At 43.8% G+C, this 25495-nt stretch carries 26 protein-coding genes; 9 read left to right on the plus strand and 17 right to left on the minus strand.

Annotated features, from left to right (window positions below):
- The first annotated feature begins 38 nt into the window (after window positions 1–38).
- From ACVBIL_RS13990 to ACVBIL_RS14005, 4 genes are all read left to right on the plus strand, one after another.
- Window positions 39–3239: an efflux RND transporter permease subunit gene (locus ACVBIL_RS13990; RefSeq protein WP_447167584.1), complete on the plus strand. Its 3201-nt coding sequence runs from the start codon at window positions 39–41 to the stop codon at window positions 3237–3239.
- A gap of 85 nt (window positions 3240–3324) precedes the next feature.
- Window positions 3325–3543, plus strand: a complete 219-nt coding sequence (locus ACVBIL_RS13995; protein WP_447167585.1) for a YgaP family membrane protein — start codon at window positions 3325–3327, stop codon at window positions 3541–3543.
- 24 nt (window positions 3544–3567) lie between these two features.
- Window positions 3568–3963, plus strand: coding sequence for a rhodanese-like domain-containing protein (locus ACVBIL_RS14000; protein WP_447167586.1), 396 nt, complete (start codon window positions 3568–3570; stop codon window positions 3961–3963).
- A 156-nt stretch (window positions 3964–4119) separates the two neighbouring features.
- Entirely contained in the window at window positions 4120–4437 is a 318-nt protein-coding gene (locus ACVBIL_RS14005; RefSeq protein ID WP_447167587.1) for a VF530 family protein, read from the plus strand.
- A gap of 118 nt (window positions 4438–4555) precedes the next feature.
- Here the strand turns inward: ACVBIL_RS14005 and ACVBIL_RS14010 are convergent, their stop codons facing one another.
- The 7 genes from ACVBIL_RS14010 to ACVBIL_RS14040 all read right to left on the minus strand — a co-directional run bounded on the left by ACVBIL_RS14010 (window position 4556) and on the right by ACVBIL_RS14040 (window position 11169).
- Window positions 4556–5362, minus strand: coding sequence for a hypothetical protein (locus tag ACVBIL_RS14010; protein ID WP_447167588.1), 807 nt, complete (start codon window positions 5360–5362; stop codon window positions 4556–4558).
- 98 nt (window positions 5363–5460) lie between these two features.
- Window positions 5461–6090 (minus strand): GTP cyclohydrolase II, encoded by a 630-nt coding sequence (gene ribA / locus ACVBIL_RS14015; protein WP_447167589.1) that lies wholly within the window; start codon window positions 6088–6090, stop codon window positions 5461–5463.
- Between the two features lie 207 nt (window positions 6091–6297).
- Entirely contained in the window at window positions 6298–6654 is a 357-nt protein-coding gene (locus tag ACVBIL_RS14020; protein WP_447167590.1) for a YibL family ribosome-associated protein, read from the minus strand.
- 165 nt (window positions 6655–6819) lie between these two features.
- On the minus strand, window positions 6820–7284 hold the full coding sequence (gene nrdG, locus ACVBIL_RS14025) for an anaerobic ribonucleoside-triphosphate reductase-activating protein (RefSeq protein ID WP_447167591.1): 465 nt from the start codon (window positions 7282–7284) through the stop codon (window positions 6820–6822).
- Window positions 7285–7415: 131 nt separating this feature from the next.
- The gene (gene nrdD / locus ACVBIL_RS14030) at window positions 7416–9533 is read right to left on the minus strand and encodes an anaerobic ribonucleoside-triphosphate reductase (RefSeq protein ID WP_447167592.1); all 2118 of its coding nucleotides are present in this window, start codon (window positions 9531–9533) and stop codon (window positions 7416–7418) included.
- A 415-nt stretch (window positions 9534–9948) separates the two neighbouring features.
- Window positions 9949–10635, minus strand: coding sequence for a hypothetical protein (locus ACVBIL_RS14035; protein WP_447167593.1), 687 nt, complete (start codon window positions 10633–10635; stop codon window positions 9949–9951).
- Window positions 10636–10716: 81 nt separating this feature from the next.
- Window positions 10717–11169, minus strand: a complete 453-nt coding sequence (locus ACVBIL_RS14040) for a MarR family winged helix-turn-helix transcriptional regulator (RefSeq protein ID WP_447167594.1) — start codon at window positions 11167–11169, stop codon at window positions 10717–10719.
- Between the two features lie 180 nt (window positions 11170–11349).
- Here ACVBIL_RS14040 and ACVBIL_RS14045 point away from each other — a divergent pair, with 180 nt between their 5' ends.
- Window positions 11350–12351: an NADP-dependent oxidoreductase gene (locus ACVBIL_RS14045; RefSeq protein ID WP_447167595.1), complete on the plus strand. Its 1002-nt coding sequence runs from the start codon at window positions 11350–11352 to the stop codon at window positions 12349–12351.
- 144 nt (window positions 12352–12495) lie between these two features.
- On the opposite strand, the gene rssA is transcribed toward ACVBIL_RS14045, so the two are convergent.
- Window positions 12496–13488 carry a patatin-like phospholipase RssA gene (gene rssA, locus ACVBIL_RS14050; RefSeq protein ID WP_447167596.1) on the minus strand — a complete coding sequence of 331 codons (993 nt, stop codon included), beginning with the start codon at window positions 13486–13488 and terminating at the stop codon, window positions 12496–12498.
- Window positions 13489–13774: 286 nt separating this feature from the next.
- On the opposite strand from rssA, the gene ACVBIL_RS14055 reads away from it, so the two are divergent.
- The 4 genes from ACVBIL_RS14055 (at window position 13775) to ACVBIL_RS14070 (ending at window position 17139) form a co-directional block, all read left to right on the plus strand.
- On the plus strand, window positions 13775–15121 hold the full coding sequence (locus ACVBIL_RS14055; protein ID WP_447167597.1) for a DEAD/DEAH box helicase: 1347 nt from the start codon (window positions 13775–13777) through the stop codon (window positions 15119–15121).
- Window positions 15122–15434: 313 nt separating this feature from the next.
- Window positions 15435–15878, plus strand: a complete 444-nt coding sequence (locus ACVBIL_RS14060; protein ID WP_447167598.1) for a DUF3010 family protein — start codon at window positions 15435–15437, stop codon at window positions 15876–15878.
- Window positions 15879–15931: 53 nt separating this feature from the next.
- Window positions 15932–16438 (plus strand): M48 metallopeptidase family protein, encoded by a 507-nt coding sequence (locus tag ACVBIL_RS14065; protein WP_447167599.1) that lies wholly within the window; start codon window positions 15932–15934, stop codon window positions 16436–16438.
- Window positions 16439–16710: 272 nt separating this feature from the next.
- Complete coding sequence (locus ACVBIL_RS14070; RefSeq protein WP_447167600.1) at window positions 16711–17139, plus strand: hypothetical protein; 429 nt, start codon at window positions 16711–16713, stop codon at window positions 17137–17139.
- Between the two features lie 73 nt (window positions 17140–17212).
- On the opposite strand, the gene ACVBIL_RS14075 is transcribed toward ACVBIL_RS14070, so the two are convergent.
- The 9 genes from ACVBIL_RS14075 to queA all read right to left on the minus strand — a co-directional run bounded on the left by ACVBIL_RS14075 (window position 17213) and on the right by queA (window position 25429).
- On the minus strand, window positions 17213–17758 hold the full coding sequence (locus tag ACVBIL_RS14075; RefSeq protein ID WP_447167601.1) for a YaeQ family protein: 546 nt from the start codon (window positions 17756–17758) through the stop codon (window positions 17213–17215).
- A 249-nt stretch (window positions 17759–18007) separates the two neighbouring features.
- Window positions 18008–18919 carry a precorrin-2 dehydrogenase/sirohydrochlorin ferrochelatase family protein gene (locus ACVBIL_RS14080; protein WP_447167602.1) on the minus strand — a complete coding sequence of 304 codons (912 nt, stop codon included), beginning with the start codon at window positions 18917–18919 and terminating at the stop codon, window positions 18008–18010.
- A 35-nt stretch (window positions 18920–18954) separates the two neighbouring features.
- A complete protein-coding gene (locus ACVBIL_RS14085) occupies window positions 18955–19314 on the minus strand; it encodes a rhodanese-like domain-containing protein (protein WP_447167603.1) in 360 nt (119 codons plus the stop codon).
- Window positions 19314–19631 (minus strand): putative signal transducing protein, encoded by a 318-nt coding sequence (locus ACVBIL_RS14090; RefSeq protein ID WP_447167604.1) that lies wholly within the window; start codon window positions 19629–19631, stop codon window positions 19314–19316. The genes ACVBIL_RS14085 and ACVBIL_RS14090 overlap by 1 nt, the downstream gene beginning before the upstream one ends.
- 250 nt (window positions 19632–19881) lie before the next feature.
- Complete coding sequence (gene secF, locus ACVBIL_RS14095; protein WP_447167605.1) at window positions 19882–20829, minus strand: protein translocase subunit SecF; 948 nt, start codon at window positions 20827–20829, stop codon at window positions 19882–19884.
- Between the two features lie 13 nt (window positions 20830–20842).
- Window positions 20843–22693: a protein translocase subunit SecD gene (secD, locus tag ACVBIL_RS14100; RefSeq protein ID WP_447167606.1), complete on the minus strand. Its 1851-nt coding sequence runs from the start codon at window positions 22691–22693 to the stop codon at window positions 20843–20845.
- A gap of 17 nt (window positions 22694–22710) precedes the next feature.
- Window positions 22711–23043, minus strand: a complete 333-nt coding sequence (yajC, locus tag ACVBIL_RS14105; RefSeq protein WP_447167607.1) for a preprotein translocase subunit YajC — start codon at window positions 23041–23043, stop codon at window positions 22711–22713.
- 30 nt (window positions 23044–23073) lie between these two features.
- Window positions 23074–24207, minus strand: a complete 1134-nt coding sequence (gene tgt, locus ACVBIL_RS14110; RefSeq protein ID WP_447167608.1) for a tRNA guanosine(34) transglycosylase Tgt — start codon at window positions 24205–24207, stop codon at window positions 23074–23076.
- A 184-nt stretch (window positions 24208–24391) separates the two neighbouring features.
- On the minus strand, window positions 24392–25429 hold the full coding sequence (queA, locus tag ACVBIL_RS14115) for a tRNA preQ1(34) S-adenosylmethionine ribosyltransferase-isomerase QueA (RefSeq protein ID WP_447167609.1): 1038 nt from the start codon (window positions 25427–25429) through the stop codon (window positions 24392–24394).
- Window positions 25430–25495 lie beyond the last annotated feature (66 nt).

The following is a 25495-nucleotide window of genomic DNA, read 5'->3' on the forward strand; positions in this document are numbered from 1 at the left end:
AATCGAATCTAGCCGTAGAGCTTTAAGGAAGACCTGTCATGCAAACTCAAACTAAATTAGGTATTTCTGGACGCATTGCTAGCGCTTTTCAATCCAGTGCTATCACGCCATTATTAGCGCTGCTGGGCTTATTGTTCGGACTTTTTGCAGTCTTAGTCACGCCCAAAGAGGAAGAACCCCAAATCGATGTGACCTTTGCTGATGTGTTTGTGCCTTTCCCCGGCGCAACACCGCGCGAAGTCGAGAGCCTGGTCACTTTACCAATCGAGCAGGTGATCTCAGAAATTAAAGGTATCGATACCCTCTATTCGTTTTCACAGCCCGACGGCGCACTGTTTATTGTGGTATTTGAAGTCGGAATTGAGCGTAATGACGCCATTGTGAAACTGTACAATCAACTCCACTCTAACCTCGACAAATTCCCCCTAAAGGCGGGTGTCGGCGAGCCACAAATTAAGCCTCGTGGAATTGATGATGTGCCCATTGTCAGCCTCACCCTATGGTCCAAACAGCCTCAAGTCTCTGCAGAGCAACTCACTCAGGTTGCCAACGGTTTAGAAACTGAAATTAAACGCATTGCAGGCACCAGAGAGATTAACTCGGTAGGCGAGCATCAGCTGACACTAAACGTCAGAATCGACCCAGTGAAGATGAACTATTACGGTGTCTCTTTTGATGAAATAAGCCAAAGCCTGAGTAGCAACAACCACATTTCGATGCCCGCCTCTCTTGTACAAGGTAACCAAGAAATTAAGGTACAGGCAGGCCAATTCTTACAAAATATTGAAGATGTAAAACAGCTAGTCATTGCGGTAAAACAAGATACCGACAGTCAAGCGGCTCCTGTTTATCTTGCCGATCTGGCGGATATCACCCTTAAATCAAACATTCCGCTAAAAAGTGCCTGGCATGGCGATAAGCAAGATATTTACCCCGCGGTGACCATCGCCATAGGTAAACAGCCGGGTAAAAATGCCGTAGATGTTGCCAACGCAGTTTTAGATCGCGTCAATCAAGTTGAAAATGTCCTGATCCCTGATGGCGTAGAGATCAGCGTATCGCGCAATTATGGTGAAACCGCAGGCGACAAAGCTAATACCCTCATTTTAAAGCTACTTTTTGCCACAGCGGCTGTCGTCATCCTAGTGTTGATAACCATGGGCGTCAGAGAAGCGATGGTGGTCGGCATTGCCATTATCATCACGCTAGCACTGACCTTGTTTGCTTCTTGGGCCTGGGGGTTTACCCTCAATCGCATATCGCTATTCGCGTTGATTTTCTCTATCGGGATTTTAGTCGATGACGCTATCGTGGTGGTTGAAAATATTCATCGGCATATGGCAATGGGTAAACGTTCTTTTGCTGAGCTTATCCCTGTTGCCGTTGATGAGGTCGGAGGCCCCACCATCTTGGCCACATTTACTGTTATTGCAGCGCTACTGCCAATGGCTTTTGTATCTGGATTAATGGGGCCCTATATGAGCCCTATCCCCATCAATGCCAGTATGGGCATGCTTATCTCTCTTGCCGTCGCATTCATGATCACCCCTTGGCTCAGTAAAAAACTGCTTAAACACAAGCATACCGACCCCAATATGCCACAGCCAAGTGAAAACAGCGGTGCGATGTTTACCCTGTTTAACCGCCTTATTGGCCCATTTGTGCTAGGTAACAATGCCCGCAAAGCCCGCTTTGGCTTAGCCGCGGCCATATTTGTGCTTATCGGGGCGGCTATTGCGCTCCCCATTGGCAAACTCGTGGTGTTAAAAATGCTACCGTTTGACAATAAGTCAGAATTTCAAGTCATGGTCGACCTACCGGAGGGCACCCCCGTTGAACAAACCCAAAAAGCCTTGAAGGAATTCGGCCGCTATCTCAATCAAGTTGAAGAGGTAGATAGTTATCAGCTCTATGCAGGTACAAGTGCACCCATGAACTTTAACGGACTTGTACGTCACTACTTCCTGCGTCAAACCCAAGAGTTAGGCGATATCCAGGTGAATTTGGTCGATAAGAAACACCGCGACCGTGATAGCCACAGCATTGCCTTATCGGTGCGTGAGCCACTGCAAGCCATTGGCAAAAAATATAACGCCAATATTAAAGTGGTTGAAGTGCCACCCGGGCCACCGGTATGGTCGCCTATTCTTGCTGAAGTTTATGGTCCTAGTGAAGCGATACGTGAGCAAGCTGCAAACGAGCTGCTCGGCGTATTTAAACAGACCAAAGATGTGGTCGATATCGATATTTATTTACCAGAATCCGCCGCTAAATGGCAAGTTATCATCGACAGAACAAAAGCGAGTTTACTCGGCGTACCTTATAGCCACATTGTTGATTTAGTTGCGACAGCTGTTGGTGGTAAAGATATTAGCTATTTGCATAAAGCGAATCAAAAACGCCCCGTCCCAATCAACATCCAGCTACAAGAAGGTACCAAAGTTGATTTAGACCAAGTCCTTAATTTAACGTTGCGCGGCCATAACAATCAAGCCATCGCGTTATCAGAACTGGTCCACATCGACAAAGGTAATATTGATAGCCCCATTATCCATAAAAATATGATCCCAATGATCATGGTCGTCGCTGATATGGCGGGGCCACTCGACAGTCCTTTGTACGGTATGTTTGATATGGTGGGCCAAATCAACGATAAGCAAGGTCTAGGGTTTGATCAGCACTACGTAACCCAGCCAAATGGACTCGATAGCGTAGCGATTCTTTGGGATGGAGAGTGGAAAGTGACTTATGAAACATTCAGAGACATGGGGATCGCCTATGCCGTTGGAATGATCGCTATCTATTTCTTGGTGGTCGCCCAATTTAAATCATACATTGTGCCGTTAATTATAATGGCGCCTATTCCATTGACCATTATCGGAGTCATGCCTGGTCATGCACTGTTAGGTGCACAATTTACCGCAACGTCAATGATAGGCATGATTGCTCTGGCAGGAATTATTGTACGTAACTCGATATTACTGGTTGATTTCATTCATCAAGAAACCGCTGCTGGCGTACCGTTCCAGCAAGCAGTGATCCATTCTGGTGCTGTTAGAGCAAAACCCATCATGCTAACGGCACTAGCGGCCATGATAGGTGCACTGTTTATTATCGATGATCCTATATTTAATGGCCTTGCAATCAGTCTTATCTTCGGCATTTTAATCTCAACCCTATTAACATTGGTTGTGATCCCTGTGCTCTATTACGCGGTAATGAAAAAACGATATCTGTAATTCTACTTCCTGTACTAACGCTAAAATAGCGCTAGTACAGGTACAAAACCGATAACAACTTAGCTGGATTTAACAAGGAGTTTCTATGTCTATTGAACGCGCCATCATGGCATTTGCAGGGTTTATGGTTTTAGTATCTATTGCCCTAACTGTTTGGATTAACGATAATTTTATCTGGCTCACGGTTTTTGTAGGAGCTAATTTATTTCAAAGCGCCTATACTGGATTTTGTCCGGCAGCGATGATATTGCGTAAGTTTGGCTTCAAATCAGAAGCAGAGCTAGCGACTGCCAATCAAGATTAAATAATGATAAATAAAGGTATATTGATGAGTAACGCTTTTAATTTACAGCACAAACAGCCAAAAACAATAACATGGTTGCTAGGCCTAAGCTTACTGCTAATCATGTTTAGCACGTTAACTATGGCCGCAGATCAAGACCCTAAGGCCACTTGGCAAAAAATTGAAGCCGGTGCCTTAGTGGTGGACGTTCGTACCCCTGAAGAGTTTGCTCAAGGCCACCTACCAAACGCCATCAATATTCCTTATCAGCAAATCGATAGCACATTTGCAAAACAACAGATCGCAAAGGATCGCTCAGTGGTTGTCTATTGCCGTAGCGGAAATCGTAGTGGCATCGCCAACAAGATGCTTATAAGTGAAGGGTACACTAACGTCTACAATGGCGGCGGTTACCAGATGCTTATGAGCAAACAGCATTAGTTTCTAATAAATCGAACATAACCGTTAAAGAGAGCCTTATGGCTCTCTTTTTATTGCTTAAGGATATTGTCAATTCAATCCCTAAAGATCTACCACAAATAAGCTGATATAATTAAGCTATTCTAGTAGCACGAACAAGACGACAGCAACAAGACTATGACTCAAGTAAACAATCCACTACACGGTATTAAACTCGAAGATATATTAACCGATCTTGTCGATCATTATGGTTGGGAAGAGCTAGGTAGCCGTATTGATATCCGCAGCTTTAACCATGACCCGAGCATCAAGTCGAGTTTAAAGTTTTTACGTAAAACGCAATGGGCACGAGATAAAGTAGAATACCTTTATCTAAAGATGAATAAACTGCCATTGCCAGCACCTAGAGATTACGACGGTGAACGCGCAGCTGCAAAGCCAGCTAAACCTAGAGAGTCGCTACCCGCTGCTAACGCTAAAATCTGGGGTAAATAATCCGTTTCGGGATAATTTGTCTCGGGATTATCCGTTTCGAGATAATAGGTTGGTTTAATACACTCGTTAAGCCAATCTATTATAATCACCTTAGGAACCTGCCACCTCTAGCTCATTTCTAGATGGGGAACTCAAAGATTAAGCGCCAAACCTCTACACCATCGCCCTTACGATAACTCAAGCCAAAGCGTTTAATATTAATCAGATCCCAACCTATCGGTTTTGAAAAAGCCAGAGTAGCTCCAACTTCAAAACTATTCGCCACCAGCACGTCTTCTTCAAACGGGGTGGTAAACTTCAATTTATCAAAGTACCAATAGCCAGCAACAAAGAACCGCGGTTCAACCTCAACACCTTTGACTTGAAAGTAGTAGTTAGTGCCAATATCAATGCCTGACTGCACCGCAGAGTATGACTCACTCGCGCCATCATGCAAGGTGTTATAACCGGCGAAGAATATGCGATTAACCCATTGTGGATGGGTATTGCCCAGCTCAAAATCAAGCAGACTCGACATCCCAGCCGAATAGATTACCACATCATTACCATTGGTAAAGTTAGTGCCAAAACCGAGATCGCCATAGGTCTGGAATTCATGAGTTTCAGACGTCTTAGCCCGGTACTCTAGACCTGGAGTCACGGTCAGTGTCCCCACACTTGATGGCAAGTCTCCATCAGGCAAATCAGTCCAAGTAAAGTTAAAAAAACCCATGGAGATTGGCGTTCTAAGAACTAAGGACTCAGTCTCTGAGCGCTGTAGATCAAAACTAAGTGGAATGTTAGCGACAGTAGCATTTTGGCCCGACGTTCGGTAAAGACCACTTCCCAGATAATTAGCGAATGCGTAATGGCTGTAATCGGTCTCTGCCTGAGCAGGCACTATAATCAAAAGAGGTAAAGTTGATAGGTAACGCAAACGGGCCATAAATTGATTTTAAACTTACTTAAACTCTAATTGATAGCCCGAATATAGCGGTATAACAGAGTAAAAGCCAAGGAAATTAAGGCTTTTACTGAAAGGGATTAATCTTCTTTAGCTTCAGTATCCGTTTCAGTGAAGTGATACTCAGACATCATGTGCCCCAACTCGGTCGACTTTGTCTTGAGATAACCTTCATTATAGCGATTTTTACCCACTTGCAGTGGCACTCGCTCAACAACCTCTAAGCCAAAGCTTTGCATTGCTTTCACTTTACGAGGGTTGTTGGTCATTAAACGTACTTTTGCGACACCAATCTTTTCCATCATAGGAATGATCATGTCGTATTTACGCATATCGGCTTCAAACCCTAGACGCTCGTTTGCTTCGACCGTATTCGCACCTTGATCTTGTAGCTCATAAGCTCGAATTTTATTCAGTAAACCGATACCACGACCTTCTTGACGTAGATAAAGAATAAAACCTTGACCTTCTTCAGCCACGTTTTGCATTGCCGTTTGTAGCTGAAAACCACAATCGCAACGCAAGCTAAATAGCGCATCACCGGTTAAACATTCTGAATGAATACGCCCGAGGATTGCTGCGTCTGGAGAAAATGTACCAAAGGTAAGCGCGACGTGCTCTTTACCTGTCTCACTATCTTCAAAACCATGCATTTCGAAAACACCCCAAGGGGTGGGTAATTTTGAAGACGCGATGTATTTAATCGACATGAAAAAACCTTAACGACAACTCTCATTCCATGAGACTGCAAACGTCCTGATAAAGAAAATAAATGCTTGAGACGATACTCTTGCTGGTTCAGTCAGTCTATGGCTTAAAGTGGTCTCTAATTTGCCATAGACCTAATTTGAGCAAGCATAAGCCCAGTGCTTAAAGATAACCTTGAAGCGGCTCACTAAATCAATAACTAAAAGCAGTTAAAACTCTTTTGGTGCAAAGCCTGTAACTTGCTTAATACCCATTTCACGACCTAAAGCCGTCATTGGGTGAACGACAACTAACCCTTTAACAGACTTTTTCAACTTACCCATGTCTGCTTGCTCGGCTTTAGTCAATACGCGGCTAAACTTAAGGCCTACAACGGTGCCGCCTTCTTTGCTTAGTTCACGTGTCTGTTGGCCTTTAACACTGCTAATCCGTTTGGTGATTGCGGCAATTTCTTTCTTAAACTGAATAATTACCGTCGGATCGGTACGCTTTTCAGCTGCTGCTAGCTTACGACGAAATTTGTCTAACTTATCGTTGAGCGTTTGCAGCTCCTGCTTTAAATTCATTTACAAACCTTAAATTCAAATCTAAATAACACGTTTAGAAACAAAAACAACCTCAGTCAACTGACGTTGTTTTGTCGTTATTGCCACATTATAACAGTATATAAGTCAATTTTACCTAGGTTTATAGCTAAACAAGTGACAAGTTACGTTAGTAATATGCTCATTCTACCTGAGGTAATGGATCTCTTGGTTGCTACTGCCCTTGAAAACTAAGCTTGGGTCGGCAAGTGATTGCTCAAACTTACCATCAACCACGACATTCACTAAGTCGACAATTTCCTGCTGCTGAGCCGATAAGTCAGCTAAGGTGTAGCCAGTCCACAACCAAATATCTTTACCAGGACATTGCCCCCTCACCTGTTTAACTAGCGACAAAATTGCAGTGAGGTTGGCAGGATATAGCGGGTCACCACCGGATAATGACAAGCCTCGGCGTTTAATACGTTGATCATTTAAGTCATCAATAATGCGCTGTTGCATCTGTTCATCAAATAGATAACCTGAACAAGGATTCCAAGTGGACTGATTATAACAGCCACGACATTGATGCTCACACCCCGATACGAAAAGTGTAGCGCGAGTGCCGGGCCCATTAATCACATCGGTTTGATAGTATTGATGATAATTCATATTAAACTCGTTTCAGTTAGAATTTTGCTTTAACTAGAAAACAAAAAGGTGCTGAACACAGCACCTTTTATGTATAAAAACCCAATATCTACAGGCTTAGCCATTTGCATGCTAAGCCCCTAGTATTTTTACTACAGATGCTTCACGCGGCGCTTAACTTCTTCTTGCTTACCATAGTTAAACGGTCTTGCATCTGGGCTACCTAAATAACCACATACACGGCGCGTCACTGACACACGGCTTGGCTCATGATTGCCACACTTAGGGCAAGTGAAACCTTTACTAGTGCAGCTAAACTCACCGGTATAGCCACAGTCGTAACACTCATCAATAGGGGTGTTAGTACCGTAATATGGCACTCTGCTATAACTGTAATCCCACACGTTCTCTAACGCTTCGACGTTATTTTGCATGTTCGGGAATTCGCCGTAACAGATGAAACCACCATTAGCTATCTCTGGGTATGGCTGTTCAAAATCTATCTTGTCATATGGGTTAACTTGCTTTTCAACGTCCAAATGGAAGCTGTTAGTGTAATAACCCTTAGCGGTAACGCCATCAACCACACCAAATACTTTAGTATCGAGGGCACAGAAACGACTGCACAAGTTCTCACTTGGTGTGCTGTACAGGCTAAATGCGTAACCAGACTCAGCTTTCCAGCTGTCTGTTGCTTGTTTCATATACTTAATAACGGCAATGGCTTTTTCACGTAGCATTTCACTGTCGTAAACATGCTCAGCAGTGCCATAAAGTGCATTTATGGTTTCATGCAGACCAATGTAGCCTAGCGAGATTGAAGCGCGACCATTCTTAAAGATCTCTGAAACATCATCATCTGCACGTAAACGTACGCCACATGCGCCTTCCATATAGAGGATAGGAGCAACACGCGCCTTAACACCTTCAAGACGAGAGATACGAGTATCCAAGGCCTTACGAGCCATGATTAAACGTGCGTCAAGAATACGATAAAACTCAGCTTCGTCACCTTTTGCTTCCAGCGCAATACGTGGCAGGTTCAAGCTCACAACACCTAAGTTGTTGCGACCTTCATGCACAAGCTCGCCATCTTGCTCGAAAGTACCTAAGAAGCTACGGCAGCCCATTGGCGTTTTAAATGAACCCGTCACTTTCTCAACTTGTTCGTAGTTAAGAATATCTGGATACATACGCGTGGTAGCGCATTTTAATGCCAACTGCTTGATGTCGTAGTTACAATCGCCCGTTTTATGGTTGATACCATCGCGAATAGCGAAAACAAGCTTCGGGAATACCGCTGTTTTACGATTCTTACCTAAACCTGCAATACGCACTGTCATCATCGACTGCTGAATTAAGCGTGATTCCCAAGAAGTGCCTAAACCAAAACCGAAAGTCACAAATGGGGTTTGCCCATTGGCAGTATGTAGTGTGTTCACTTCATACTCGAGTGACTGGAATGCATCGTGACACTCTTTTTCAGTTTGCGCTGTTGCAAACGCTTTTGCGTCAGTAATGCCCCAATTAAGTGCAACTTGGTAGTGCTTGTCGTAACTCTTAGCGACAAAGGGTGCCAATACTTCATCGATACGGTTAATCGTTGTACCGCCATAGATGTGGCTTGCCACTTGCGCAATAATTTGTGCCGTTACTGCCGTCGCAGTAGAAATTGACTTAGGTGTTTCAATTTCAGCGTTACCCATCTTAAAGCCATGAGTTAACATGCCGCTCAAATCAATAAGCATACAGTTAAACATCGGGAAGAATGGCGCATAATCTAAATCATGATAATGGATCTCACCAGATTCATGTGCCGCGACGACGTCTTTAGGTAAAATGTGGCATTTGGCATAATGCTTAGCCACAATACCCGCAAGCAAGTCGCGCTGAGTTGGGATCACTTTAGAGTCTTTATTGGCGTTTTCATTCAACAAAGCCGCATTGCTTTGCTCAACCAAACCACGGATCTCTTTGTTCAAACGGCTGCTAACTTCACGATTAATGTCTCTATCGTGACGGTATTCGATGTACACTCGCGCCAAAGATTTATACGGCCCTTCCATGAGCAAGTTTTCAACGGTGTCTTGCAGATCATGGATATTAACTTCTGCTAACTGCGAAACACTTTCTCTCACATTTTCCGCAATCTGTTGTGCGTATTCAGCGCACTCAATACCTGCCGAGTTAGCAGCTGCTATCACGGCGTCTTTAATCCTTGTTTCGTCAAAAGGCGTACGGTAACCATCCCGTTTAATAACCACTGGCATTGTATAAATCCTCTTCAGCTCGCTCAACTAAGTAACACTATATATAGTGGCACTTTTTCAATACATCACAATATGTGGCGCATTAAGCTATAAAATAAGAACAAGCACATTGATCCAGATCATACTTTTAAAGGAGGAAGACAATAAGAAAACAGTTCTGTCTACAAAGCCACTGATCTCAAATTATGCCCTTGACGGAGGCGTAGAAGAGGGCTAGAAGCAGGATAATTGAGGTATAAATTGTGGATAAAAATTATCGATGAATAATCTTGTCTAATTGGAATAAAGGCAACTTATTGGCTTCGTTAATAAAGGCGCAGTGATAAGCACTAGAAGGCGAGTTTATCGCAGTCAATTTTGACCAAAAATTGAGGCTTTTCAAGTGAACAAATTCAACTACAAAAGAGAATCACTCTTAATGCTTTTTAGCTAAAGCAAGATAACTATTAAGTTGACCATTTTCTTGTTGATGCTCGCCCGTCATTGACGCTAACTGCATTAATGATTTAAGTCCTTGATACTGGTTTTGCTGTGCTTCAGTTAGCGCTCTTTCAGATTGCAGCAACTCGGTAATTTGACTAGAGACTTGATTCGCTTTTTGAGCCACCACCGGGGACTGAGATATGTCCATCGCTGCCATGACCCACTTGGCATTATCCAGCAGCTCGGCAAGCTCTTTATCTTGTTCGCTATTGGTTAATGTACTGCGCTGCTCATCGATAAAGTCAGATAAAGGCTGCGCTTCTGCAGGCGGGATATCGAAGCCGCTATTAGATAATCGATTGAGTTGACCTTCAGACAGGATGCCATCTTGATATAGACGTTGAATAAGCGAAGGTAATTGCGCCGAGCTAAACTGACCTCCTTTAAAGAAGTCATTGGCCATAGCTTCAATTTTTTGTGCTCGCTCAGCCCGGCCTGATAGTACCAAGGTATTATCATTTTTTGACAGCTGAGTCGTTTCAGCTTGAGGCGTTTTTGCCCCTAACTCAGCAACCGCCCCTGCACCGCCAACATTTGACTGGCCACTATTGACGCCATAAGCGTCTGATACAAGCGCATTACTGTTGATGGTATTGCTGATACTACTCAGTGGATTCATCGTCAAAAAGCCGGCATTAATTAAATATAACCCTCTTCAAAGCATTTAACGTGCCGACTTTTTAACTAGAAAATCGATTGATTACTTTTCAGTCAACTCTTGGGTTAACGATAAACATAATGTCCTAAGTTGCTCTACTTGCTCGGCATTCATATTGACCTTTTCGAGCAAGGTTTGTTTGAGTGCTACCGCTTCAAGCTTGAGGCTGTAGCCAGCACCTGTTAGCACAATCATCTTTTTACGTTCATCGGTTTCATCTGCCAGTCGCTGTAAAAAACCTTTCGCTTCGAGTCGCTTAACTATCGGCGTCAACGTGCCCATATCGAGTCGAGTCGACTGTGAAAGTAGCGTCAAGCTAACTCTATCTTGCAGCCACAAAGACTGCATCACAAGATACTGTGGATACGTAAGCTCATACTGATCCAATAACGGTCGATAAGCCCTCATCAAGGCATTTGCTGCGGTATAAAGCGCAAAGCAAACATTGTCAGAGAGGCAAACATTAGGTGTGTCGTTTAAGTCGTTATTAGTCACAGTTGCTAAGCTTAGATAAGTCGAAATTACAATAATGTTAACTCACATCTAGTGCCAAAACTAGTTTACACAACTTTTATTTGCGAGCAATTATTTTGCGCGCAAAGTATTTGCAATATAAAATTAGCTTTACTATGATGCACACAATTACTTTGCGCGCAAAACAAGTTAAGGAAGAATATGAATATCCAAGAAATTCAATTGAACTCACGCCCTGAAGGTATGCCAACCGCAGACAACTTTAGTCTTACACAAACCTCACTCCCCGACATCAAGCAAGGTGAGTTCCTGGTAAAAAACCTTTGGATGTCTGTCGATCCTTATATGCGTGGCCGCATGATGGATAGAAAAAGCTATATTGCTCCGTTCGAGTTAGGTAAAGCGCTCGAAGGAGGTGCCATTGGCGAAGTGATTGAATCATTACACCCTGACTTCCCTGTTGGTTGCAAAGTAAATAGTATGTTTGGCTGGCGCAGTCACTTTGTTACCGATGGCACCGAGATCACTCGCTTACCTAATACACCGATTTGTGAATCTCACTTTCTTGGCGTGCTCGGCATGCCAGGCATGACGGCTTGGACAGGCCTTAATCGCATTGCAGCACTAAAAAAAGGTGAAACCTTGTTTGTATCAGCCGCATCGGGTGCAGTTGGTAGTGTTGTTGTTCAAATCGGTAAGCTAATGGGCGCTCGCGTTGTTGCCTCTGTCGGCTCAGATGAAAAAGCCGACTACCTAAAAAGCTTAGGTGTTGACGCCGTTATAAACTACAAAACGTGTGCTGATTTAAATGCCGCTCTTGGTCTGGCTGCACCTGAAGGAATTGACGTCTATTTTGAAAATGTGGGCGGTGAGCACCTATTTGCAGCACTTAACCATATGAAAGACCATGGCCGTATTGCGGTATGCGGTATGATTGCCCAATACAATGATACCGCGCCGACTCCAGGGCCAAGTAACCTAGCGCAAATCATCATCAAGAAACTTAAAATTGAAGGTTTTATCGTATTTGAGCACTGGGACCACTATGGTGAATTTGCTACGCAAATGGGTCAATGGCTAGCTGAGGGGAAAGTACATGCAGAGCAGACTATATATGAAGGGCTAAATAACGCACCGGATGCCTTTATCGGCCTGTTTGAAGGCAAAAACCGCGGTAAGATGGTGGTAAAACTCGCTGAGTAGCAATCAGTATAAGTAACAACCGTATAGGCGCTCTGTTACAAAATAGAGCGTAATTGCAGCAGAAAAAAGGCGCTAACAGCGCCTTTTTTATTGTGACAATTTAAGGAGGGCACAACTCATCAGTATCACTTAGCCTAAACTAGACTAGGCTTTATGCTGTATCAAAGCGGCTTCAATCAAGTGCGCCACTTTCTCAACTGCCGCTTCACCTGCCGCAATCGCTTCTTCAGCACGATGAAACTCCATTGTTCCTATATCCCCCATATCAGGCACGATACAGATATCAGGCGGATCGCCCATCAAGCGCGCTCGCTTATGACGTCCTTCTAAAATTTCCATCGATTGCTGCATAACCGCTAGCATACCGGGATTAGGATTATGCGGCGCGCCCCCTTTACCACCGAGCGAAAACTTATCCGTTAAACCTGAAATGTAGCCACGCCCTCGTGCTAACAGATCGGTAAAACCTTTATCTTGGTGTATTTCGGCCGCTTGTGCTTCTTCCACAGTTGGCTTATTACTTTTCATCTTAACCGGCAAAACTTGCATTCGGCTACGGCGAAGCCCATGCAGATCGACCGCAATCACAATATCTACGCCCATAGCACGGCTAACAGATACAGGAACAGGGTTAACCACCGCACCATCGACTAACCAACGTTCACCGACTTTAACTGGAGGCAAAATCCCCGGCATAGAACAAGATGCTCGTACGGCATGCCGTAAGTCTCCCTCTTTAAACCAAATTTCTTGACCAGAGTAAAGGTCGGTCGCAACCGCGGCAAATGGCTTTTTTAAATCTTCAATCTGTAGATCACCAATATGCTGTTGCAGCACATCAAACACGCGCTCACCACCAATAAGACCGCCTCGTCCCCAACTGATATCCATCAGCCCGAGTACGTCCCAACTGCTAAAACTTCGCACCCAACTCTCAAGCTCTTCTAAGTGGTCATTGGCGTAGGCGGCACCGACTAATGCACCAATGGAGCAACCCGCAATTTTGTCTGGATAGATCCCCATTTTTGCCAAGCCATTTAACACACCAATATGTGCCCAACCTTTCGCAGCACCGCTGCCGAGCGCTAGACCTATTCGTACCGATTGTTTGTTTGTTGACACGTAAAATAACTCCATAGGTCAGCGTTAAAATAGACACTTTTACACTCTGTGCCAAAGTATCTTTTCTCAATTTTTCAATCCCCCCAGTTAAGCATCTATTCAACCGGCAGGTATAAATCAAATCGTATAGAGAACGTCAGTTCCAAGCTTAATTAGTCAAGCAAAAAGACACTTCTCCCTACAAAGCTAAGCATTTTAGCAGATATATCTTTATTTGAAGAACAAAGTTGATGGGTATTCGTAGCGCATTAGTAAATCTGTAGGTTATAATACGCGGTCGTATCATTTATGGAGTACACCTTTGCAATTTACCGATTTCGCACTGGATCAACGTCTGTTACAGAGTCTTAAGCACATGGGCATTGACACCCCAACAGAGATCCAGGAGCAAGCCATTCCTGTAGCCCTTGCGGGCAAAGACCTAATGGCGTCTTCTAAAACAGGCTCAGGTAAAACATTAGCCTTTTTATTGCCGGCGATGCAAAGACTGATTTCGTGTAAAGCATTGAGTAAACGCGATCCTCGCGTGGTTATCTTGTTACCGACCCGTGAACTTGCGACTCAAGTGTACAGCCAACTTAGATTGTTAGTTGCCAATACTCAGTTTAAGGCAACTAAAATTTTGGGCGGTGAGAACTTTAATGATCAAGCTAAAGCCTTAGCCCGAGATCCACATTTTGTTGTGGCAACACCAGGCCGTCTAGCTGACCACCTTAAACAGCATCATTTACACCTTAATGGTCTAGAATTACTTATTTTAGATGAAGCTGACCGTATGCTGGACCTTGGCTTTGCCGAGCAGCTAAAGCAGATTAACAGCGCAGCAGATCATAAACGCCGTCAAACCTTAATGTTTTCTGCAACCTTAGATCACGGCGATGTTAATGATATAGCCAACGAGCTATTAAAGTTCCCTGAACATGTAGCAATTGGTGCGGGTAATTTAGAACACAAAGATATTACTCAACGCATCTTCTTGTGTGATCACTTAGATCATAAAGAAGCGCTGTTAACGCGTATTCTAAAAGAAGAACAGCAAAAGCAGATCATCATCTTTACTGCAACACGACAAGATACTGATCGTTTGGCTAAAAAGCTGGCGGGTGATGGTTTTAAAACGGCATCATTAAGCGGTGAGCTTAAGCAAAATGCGCGTAACCAAATCATGGACGAGTTTAGTCGTGGTTTGCAGCAAATTTTGGTGACAACTGACGTAGCCTCTCGTGGCCTCGACTTACTTAACGTATCTTTGGTGATCAACTTTGATATGCCAAAATTTGCCGAAGAGTATGTTCACCGTATTGGCCGTACAGGTCGTGCGGGTGCCAAAGGCGATGCCATTTCACTTGTGGGCCCTAAAGACTGGATTAACTTTACTCAAGTACAGACGTTCTTAAATAAGACGTTCAGCTTTAGCGAGCTTGAGGGCCTTAAAGCAAAATTCAGCGGCGTTAAAGCCCAAGCGCAAACACCGCGCAAAGTTAAGCCTGCTGTTGCTGCTAAAAAGAAAGCGGTTACCGCTAAGAAAAGAACCGCTGCAAAAGCTGCAGCCAATCGCGATAAACGTTTTGCGACCGGCGTTGATGTTGGCGATGCGCCAATGCTTAGAAAGCCTAAGGCTAAACTACAAGACACACCTGAAGATTAATCTTAAAAAGTGCATGTCTAGGGTTAGGACTGTTAATCATTCCCCCCTCTAACACTAAAGGCCGCAATGAGTTCTCTCATTGCGGCCTTTTTGTTGTACATCCCATAGTGTTTCCCCTGATCTTTTCCCTTCAGCTATCCGTTAGAAGCAGGCCAAATACGGCCCCATACTCATGAAATTATTGCTACAGGATTATTTAACTTACTACAGTGAACAAAAGTTATTTGAATAACACCATAAACCACATTAAAACGCTGACCGTTTCGAGAAATAGCGCTACAATATCTGCAATATTGTTTTTTTAAGGTTTATCATGAGAATTTGTGGCGTAGAGTTAAAAGGTGGCGAAGCCATCATTAGTTTATTAAGTTCTGAAGGCGAAACGTATAACGTTCCGGATTGCCGTCAAAAGTCATTCGTGATTTCAAACTCAGAAAACGCCGAAACCATGCGTGATTTTCACTTTGCCTTTAGCAAGCTGATTGAAGACTACAGAGTCGACGAAATCGTGATTATCGAACGTGAACAAAAAGGCAAAGGCGCTGGTAGCGTTACCAGCTTTAAATTAGAAGCGCTGATTCAAATCGTACCTGTAAATGTATCTTTGGTATCGCCTGTTGCGATCAAAGAGCAGTTAAAGCGTAATCCTCCTCAGGTGGATTTCGACGGTCTAGGTCTTAAACGTTTCCAAAAGAATGCATTTGAAGCTGCTTATGCATTCCACAACATGACAATTTACAAGACAGACGAAGAATAACGGCTATCGGGCGCACTCAGTGCGCCCTTTTTATATCATTATACTGATAAAATATGCAAAAACTAACTTACCTAACAGGTTACTCAGACCAAATCCAAGAACAAGTTCAAACCTTACTAGACCAAGGTAAACTTGAACAATTCCTTCTTAAGCGTCATCCACAAATCCATTCAGTCCGCACTGATAAAGCACTGTACGACTATACTATTGCGATCAAAAACCAATATCTTAGAAAATCACAGCCACTGTCTAAAGTGATCTTCGATGATAAGATCTCCCTTAGCCATCAAGCGCTAGGCCTACACTCCTACGTTGCTCGTAAACAAGGAGCGAAGATCAAAGCTAAGAATGAAATCCGTATCTCTTCTCGGCTTAAAAGAGTGTCTGAAGGACTGCTGAGGATGGTTGTGGTGCATGAGCTTGCTCATTTAAAAGAAAAAGACCATAACAAGTCTTTTTATCAGCTTTGCTGCCACATGGACGGCGATTACCACCAACTTGAGTTTGAGCTAAGATTATTACTCACCTTGGTTGACGCAGATCAGAACCCCTATTCTTAACCCTCGCCCTCTAAAGCTAAATAGCGTTTTGCATAATCGCTCATTGTTGAGCCTTTGCTAAGCGCTAACACCCATTAACCGGTAAAAATGACTTTCGGTGGTATCAGCCAGTAAACCTAGTTCATCACCTCAACGTTACCGTTAACACCAAAGCTAAGTCGAATACTGTAACGATAATGATTTGCATTTAGTGCAATTTAATTTACACTCCCCATGTCGGTTTAAGTCGTCATATAGCAAATAGCGTAAATCAAATAGTTTAGGCGGTGGTCATGAGTGATGATTTAATTAAAAAACAGCAGAAATATCGTCGAAAGTTGGCTAAATATCAGCAAACACTAAGCGACTACTCAAGTCTTAAAGATAACGACATCTCACTCAAAAAGCGCGCAGCAAAACTGTGTAAAGCCAGACTCAAAATCATCAAGTATCAACTAAAACTTAAGCGAGTTGAGACCAATATTACCCAATTTGCCGTTTATACCAAGCTCACAAGTGCAAACGATGAGCAGGTCTATGCGCCAATATTGACTCACCATGCCATCACTCAGGCTCACCATGCCATCACTCAGGCTCACCATGCCATCGCTCAGGCTTACTTGTATCGCCCTCATAAGAGTAAACCCTGTAAGAGCTGCCCTGCGCTTCGTGGTAAAGCGTGTTTATGTGCGATAAAGCAAGAACAGCGTAGGCAAGCTTAACTAATCAAATTAGCAGCAGCTAGCTCACCGACTTACTGTTTTAATTTAAGATCCTAGCGGGTTGTTCTTGGATTTATTGATCGCCTTTCAACAATTCAGGTTCAACTAAGACGCTATTATCATTATCAGAGATCCAGATTTGGCCTTCACAAATATTAAACTGCAAAGACATATTACGACCAACTAACTGCCCCATCGCTTTTACAGCGTCTTCAGGTATATTCCACACCGTTAAGTTATCGTAACGCTCAAATGCCGCTTCGTTCTGCTTCCACCAAATTGGAACACTACGACCACCATAAGTGATTAGCTGTACCTGTTTCGCGCGTCCACAGGCCTTACGCAGCCACTTCTCATCGCTTTGACCAAACTCAACCCAAAGATTAATCTCATCGGACAAAGACTTATCCCAAAGCTCTGGCTCATCATCGACGCATAAACCTTTACTGAATGAAAGAGAGTCACTGGCATTCATGGCAAAAGCAAGCAATCTGACCATCATACGCTCATCGGTTTCTGATGGGTGTTGGGCAACTGTCAGTTGGTGATCTTGATAGTAGCCACGATCCATATCAGCGATTTGGATTGCAATTTTATATACGGTAGCTTTTTTAGCCATTGGGAGTGTTTCACAAAAGGATTTGTGCCAAGTTTACCTCAATTTAACTCATGAGCACATGATAAGAAAACCAAAGCGGCATGCAGTGATGTACTTCTATCACTGCCATTGCTTAGACAATACTTAGAAGAGATACCCTGGAGTTTAAAACCAATGACCATAGTGGCGACAACGAAGCTTAGAGCTTGAAATGTCCTCCGCTTTAACCCGCATCTTAAAACAATTTAGGCATAGGCAATCGCAACCCAGTTAAAAACTACCTGGTTGTAAATGCTTTGCATCTGCAAAATGCCGAGTCAGATGCATAATCTCGTCGCTGTCACCATAAACCAAACATGACTCACCAGCGGCCAGATGCTTCTCTATGGTGTCATCATCAAATGATGAACTAAAACTTGCATCACGCCGCAGTAACTCATTGAGCTCAAACGGTACAAGCTGCGTTGAATAAGTCATTTCAATTTTCTGCAAATAGGGCATCGCGCCAATAGGGAGTAAGTGAGCAAGAGTACTGGTATCTATCAACAATAAATCACCTCGGGCTGACTCGAACTCAAAACTGGATTGATAGTGGCTTTCAGTATCGGCGTCAAAGCGAGAAGCATTGCGATTAAAAAACCGTTCCCAAAAGACTCTTCTTTGCTTAAAGACAGGTAAACGCTGCTGCACTTCTTGACGGCGCTCAGCAATAAAATCAAAAAGTGGGGTAATAGATAACGGTAACCAAGATTCTAAACGAGCCCGTAGTTCTCTGGCATAAACGGGGGCCGCTCCAGCGGTACTGATGGCAATTTGTAACCGGCCTCTATCAACAATAGATGGGGTAATGAATCGACAATGCTTAGGGTTATCAACGACATTAGCCCAGATCCCGTTCCTCTTAGCAACGCCAGCAAGTCGTTCATTAAGCTGGCTATCGGCAGTACAAAGATAAACGAGATCGTAACTATTAATGTCTGTGTCACTCACTGCTCGCAGTTCGAGAGTAATTCGCTTATTCTGTGCGTAAACCAGCGTGTCTTGGCAGGCATCGATTGCTATGACATTAATTACCGCTTCGGTTCTGCCAAGCAGATCGAGCTTGCGACTGGCAACATCCCCCGCCCCAACAACAAGAACGTTAAGTGATTGAGTATCTACAAATAGCGGAAAATACTGCATTTATGGTTGCACCTTTGCGATAAGTAACGACGGGGTTAGTCCTGTACTATCGGCAATTGTCGCTCAAGCCAAGCCTTATAACCACCTGCTAACGATACCACTTTCGAATAACCCATAACTTGAAGGTTATTCGCGGCTAACGCCGAGCGATAACCACCACCGCAATATAAAACTAACGGCGTATCTTTGTTAGGAAATAGCGTTTCAATATCTCTTTCTATAATGCCGCGCCCAAGATGTTGCGCATTTGGCAAGTGCCCTTTTAGCCACTCAGAGTCTTCTCGAACATCGAGTAACGCCCAGTCGTTCATGGCTTGATATTGCTCGACAGTGACTTCAGTGACTAAAGGTAAAACAGTTTCAACTAACGCTAAGAAGGCGGGGTTATGTTTCATTAACTATATTTCTCACTACGTTCGGCGCTGCAATTCCAACAGAGCTCGAAACTTGATTCATTAATTTCATGACAGTTAACACACTTCCATTGTGGGCACTGAGCATTAAGAGAGGCCATTTGTGTTTTAGCGAGCTCATATTGACTCTCTGCGACCCAAAGTTCAACATTTTGAATGCCTGTCGGTAATTCACCTACACCACCTAACAGCGCTTCTCCTTTTAACTCAACTTGTATACCACTCGATTCGAGCATACCTTTCCAAGTATGAGCCTCAAGCAGATTCCCTGCTGCAACTAAACGTGTTTGCTCTTCCATGTTATTTCCTACGACTATTGCTCTATTTGGCAAATTTAAGGTTAAGACGCTATAAGCGCTATTTTAAAAATAGGTTTACATGCTAACGCTAAATCATCAACCCTGTCGAGCGCTGCTTTTTCGAACAGTAGGAAATGCTTTGCTAATGCTTACTGAGTGGTTTTTTACGCTACAAATGTCTAATCGATATTAAAATAAATATGACATAAAAAAAGCCACCTAACTGGTGGCTTCTTCACAGAGCTGAAGATTAAGGCATCAATGTTTCTTGATCTGCACCTTCTTTCTCGATTTCGACAGGCATCATGTGTTCACGATTGATCCCAAGCTTAATCGCTAAGAAACTTGCCACGTAGATTGACGAGAATGTACCGACGAAAATACCCATCAACAATGCAGTCGCAAAGCCGTGGATCATAGTGCCGCCCTTAAGGAACAAGGCCACAACCACAACTAAGGTTGTACCGGTTGTAATAATGGTACGACTCATTGTTTGAGTGATGGAGATATTGACCACTTCTTCTGGCGTACTTTTACGCAGCTTGAGGAAGTTCTCACGAATACGGTCAAATACCACGATCGTATCGTTAAGTGAGTAACCGACAACGGTAAGCAAGCCCGCTAATACTGTTAAGTCAAACTCTAACTGGAGTATAGAGAATACACCAAGCGTTACAATAACGTCGTGCGCAAGTGCCGCAACAGAACCCAGTGCTAAACGCCATTCAAATCGAAATGACACATAGATAAGAATACAGATTAACGCCACTAAAACGGCTAGTCCGCCCTGCTCTGCAAGCTCTTTACCTACCTGAGGCCCGACAAACTCAACTCGTTTCTGAATTACAGATGAGTCAAGCTGAGTCACGGCGTCCATTACGTCATTAACTTGATCTTCGCTCTTAAAGTCATCTTTTACAGGAAGACGAATAAGTACGTCGCGGCTAGAACCAAAGTTCTGTACCACAGCGCCACCAACGGCTTCAGTAGAAAGGCCTGTACGAATTGCACTTAAATTAGCAGGCTTAGAAAACTCAAGCTCAACCACGGTACCACCGGTAAAATCAAGACCCCAGTTAATACCTTTAGTGGCTAAAGTGACAAGAGAACCTAGTACTAACACAGCTGATAATATGCTGATAGGTAGTGCATGGCGCAGGAAGTTGACAGTGCCTTTAACATTTAAAATTTGTAACATAATCAACGTCCCCTTAAATAGACAGTTTCTTCACGCGCTTACCACCCCAAATCGCGTTAACGATTGAGCGAGTACCCACGATAGAAGTAAACATTGAAGTGGCGATGCCGATCATTAGCGTTACCGCGAAGCCTTTCACAGCACCAGTACCAACAGCGAATAAGATAAGCGCTGTCATAAAGGTGGTGATGTTCGCATCGGCAATGGTAGAGAATGCGTTACCGTATCCTTCATGGATCGCTTGCTGAACGCTACGACCATTACGCAATTCTTCACGAATACGCTCGTAAATAAGTACGTTACCATCAACCGCCATACCTACTGTTAATACCATACCCGCAATACCAGGTAGGGTTAACACGGCGCCTGGGATCATTGACATCACGCCCACAACCATTACTAAGTTAGCAGTCAATGCTAAGTTAGCAATTAAGCCAAAGCCACGGTAGTAAACCAGCATAAAGATAAGCACGACTGCCATACCCCAGATCATGGCTTGCATACCGTTTTCGATATTTTCCTGACCTAAGCTCGGACCAATAGTACGTTCTTCAACAATATAAACAGGGGCAATAAGTGCACCAGCACGTAGCAATAATGCTAGGTTCTGTGCTTCTGCATGCTCTAGACCTGTGATAACAAAGTTACGACCAAGACGCGCTTGAATGGTAGCAACCGAAATCACTTCCTCAATCTTCTTCATCTTAACGCTACCGTCGGCATTCTTTTCACCGGTATCTTTATACTCGATAAATAGTGTTGCCATCGGGTTACCGATGTTGTCTTTAGTCACGTTTGAGAAGATTGAGCCACCTTTAGCATCAAGGTTAATGGCCACTTGTGGACGGCTATATTCGTCAAAACTTGGCTGTGCGCCTTGAATATGATCACCGGTCAACATAACCGCTTTCTTCAATACCACTGGACCACCGCTTCGGCGCTGATAAAGCTCAGAACCTGCAGGTACTCGGCCACTCATTGCAGCTTGAACGTCAGCTTTTTGGTCAACCATGTGGAATTCAATTGATGCTGTCGCGCTTAAAATCTCTTTTGCACGCGCAGTATCTTGAACACCGGGTAACTCAACGATAATTCGTTCAGCACCTTGACGTTGTACAACAGGCTCAGCTACACCTAACTCGTTTACACGGTTACGCAGTGTGGTGATGTTTTGTTGCAGTGCTTCTTCTTTAACTTGCTTTAAATAAGCTTCACTTGGATTTGCAACAAGGACATAGTCATCGTCGACAGTTTTGTCTTGGAAAACCATGTCATTGCTGCGAGACTTTAGAAAGTTTTCTGCTTTAGCTAAAGTCTCTGCATCGCGGAACTTAATCTCGATGCCTTTGGCGCCATTACGAATACCCGCGTAGCGAATTTTCTCAGCTCGTAAATCAGTTCTGAAGTCTGCGACTTTGGCTTCGGTCATCTTACGAATCGCTTCACCCATGTCTACTTCCATTAAGAAGTGAACACCACCGCGCAGATCCAAACCTAGTTTCATAGGCGAACCGCCCATAGCCTCTAACCACTCAGGAGTAGCTGGAGCTAAGTTTAAGGCTACGGTGTACTTGTCGCCTAACGCGTCACTAATGGCTTCTTTAGCAATTAATTGCTCTTCACCATTATTTAAGCGTACTAACAACTGACCATTTTCAAGCTCAGCACGCTTAACAGCGATACCTTTGCTCTTTAATACATCATTTACTGTCGACATAGTCGACGCTGAGACTTCTGCTCCTCGAGTTGCAACCACTTGAACTGCGTGGTCTTCACCGAAAAGGTTTGGTATCGCATAGAATGCACCTATGGCGATAATGACTATCACCATTAGGTTTTTCCACATCGGGTATTTATTCAACACGCCATTGCCCTCTTGGCTTAAAGTGACTTAATAGAGCCTTTTGGCAATACGGCCGCAATATAATCCTTCTTAATCGTGATTTCGCTGGTTTCGTTGATAGTCAACAATACGTAGTCGTTTTCATCACTGATTTTAGCGATCTTACCTAAAATACCACCGCTGGTTAGCACTTCATCACCTCTGCTCAACGAGCCCATTAGATTCTTGTGCTCTTTTACACGCTTTGACTGTGGACGGAAAATCATGAAGTAAAAAATTAGGCCAAAGATGACCAACATGAAAATCAATTCCATCGTGCCACCCGCGCCACCAATAGGTGCATCAGCTGCATGTGCGTTTGAAATAAACATAGTATTCTCTTCTTATTGTCTGAGTAAAAATTAATCGGATAATTCAGGAACTTCAGGTACTTCTCGACCTTGGCTGGTATAGAATTCCGTAACAAAGGCGTCTAATGTACCTGTCTCGATAGCGCCACGCAAACCTTCCATCAATCTTTGGTAATAACGAAGGTTATGCATGGTGTTTAATCGAGCACCCAAAATTTCATTACAACGATCTAAGTGGTAAAGGTACGCCCGAGAATAATTCTTACAGGTATAACAATCACACTTATCATCGAGTGGTGCAGTGTCATCGCGATGACGTGCATTACGGATCTTAATCACACCTTCGCTAGTAAATAGATGACCATTTCGAGCATTTCGCGTTGGCATAACACAATCAAACATGTCTACACCGCGACGTACGCCTTCAACTAAATCTTCTGGCTTACCAACACCCATCAAATAGCGAGGTTTATCAGCAGGGATTTTTGGACAAACATGCTCAAGAATGCGGTGCATGTCTTCCTTTGGCTCGCCAACTGCTAAACCACCAACAGCGTATCCATCAAAACCGATATCGACTAAGCCGTTTAAGCTTTCGTCACGTAGGTCTTCATAAACGCCGCCTTGAATAATACCGAACAACGAGTTCGGGTTTTCAAGTCTGTCGAACTCATCACGAGAACGCTGCGCCCAACGAAGTGACATCTGCATCGATTTACGCGCTTCGTCCTCTGTTGCTGGGTACGGAGTACATTCGTCAAAAATCATTACTACATCGCTGCCTAATGAATTTTGAATTTGGATCGACTTTTCTGGATCTAAGAAAACCTTTTCACCATTAATTGGTGAACGGAAATGCACGCCTTCTTCGGTGATCTTACGGATATCACCCAAGCTAAATACTTGGAATCCGCCAGAGTCAGTCAAAATAGGACGTTGCCAGTTCATAAAGTCGTGTAAGTCACCATGCTTACGCATGATCTCTTCGCCTGGACGCAACCAAAGATGGAATGTATTACCAAGCAGGATATCGGCACCCGTCTCACGTACTTCTTCAGGCGTCATACCTTTAACTGTGCCATAAGTACCAACTGGCATAAATGCAGGCGTTTCAACCGTACCACGTTCAAAAATCAAGCGACCACGACGCGCGCGGCCTTGAGTTGTATCTAATTCAAATTTCATTTTTCACCTCGCCAGATAAACAGTCTGACCTGAGTTAACTCAAGTATTTGAGTCTAAGAGTATGACAAACATAAGGTCAAACAATTCAGTATCAACCCTAAATGCCAAAATATGCATTAAATCCGCAGATAAAAAAATACCCACTTCATATTATGAACTGGGTATTTTAAAGCAATTTGGATAATTAGTTCGCTTTTTTGGTCACAAACATGGCGTCGCCATAGCTAAAGAAGCGGTATTTTTGAGCAATCGCGTGCTGATAGGCGTTTTTTACCTCATCGAAGCCAGCAAAGGCACTCAGTAACATAATGAGAGTCGATTCTGGCAAATGGAAGTTTGTCACCATGGCATCGACCACTTGGAACTGATATCCAGGGTAGATAAAGATATCAGTATCACCACTAAATGCCTGCAATTCCCCCTGTGATGCTCTAGCTGCACTTTCAAGCGAACGTACCGATGTTGTGCCAACCGCAATAACCCGATGACCTTGCGCTTTCGTTGCTGCGATAAGGTCAACCACCTCTTGCGATACTTCAGCCCACTCAGAATGCATTTTATGGTCGAGGATATTATCAACACGAACAGGCTGAAAAGTACCCGCACCAACATGCAAGGTCACAAATGCGGTCTTAACGCCTTTATCTTTTAAAGCCGCCAACATGGCGTCATCAAAATGCAAGCCCGCTGTGGGGGCTGCTACCGCGCCTGGATTTTGATTATAAACTGTTTGGTAACGCTCTTTATCAGCATCTTCATCCGGTCTATCGATATAAGGCGGTAATGGCATATGGCCGACTTCTTCAAGCACTTCTAAAATCGTTTTGTCGCTTTGTAACTCGAGTTCAAATAAAGCGTCATGTCTGGCGACCATCACCATCTCGTAGCCACCATCTAGGCAGATAATCGAGTCGACTTTAGGTGACTTCGAGCAACGAACATGGGCTAACACTCGCTTGTCATCAAGCATACGCTCAACCAAGATCTCGAGTTTTCCACCGGATTGCTTTTGACCAAACATACGCGCAGGGATCACGCGGGTGTTATTAAAGACCATCAAGTCGCCAGAATTGACTTGTTCTAAAATATCGACAAATTGCAGATCGGCCAGTTGGCCACTATTACCGTCAAGCGACAATAATCGGGAAGCTGTCCGCTCAGCCGTGGGATAACGGGCAATTAACTCGTCAGGGAGTTCAAAAGAATAATCTGCAACGCGCATGGGAAGTCTCTACAGTGTCTAAATCGGCCGCTAGTCTATGGCCAGAGCATGAGAAGATCAACAATC

It is taken from the genome of Shewanella sp. 125m-7, from assembly GCF_052977045.1.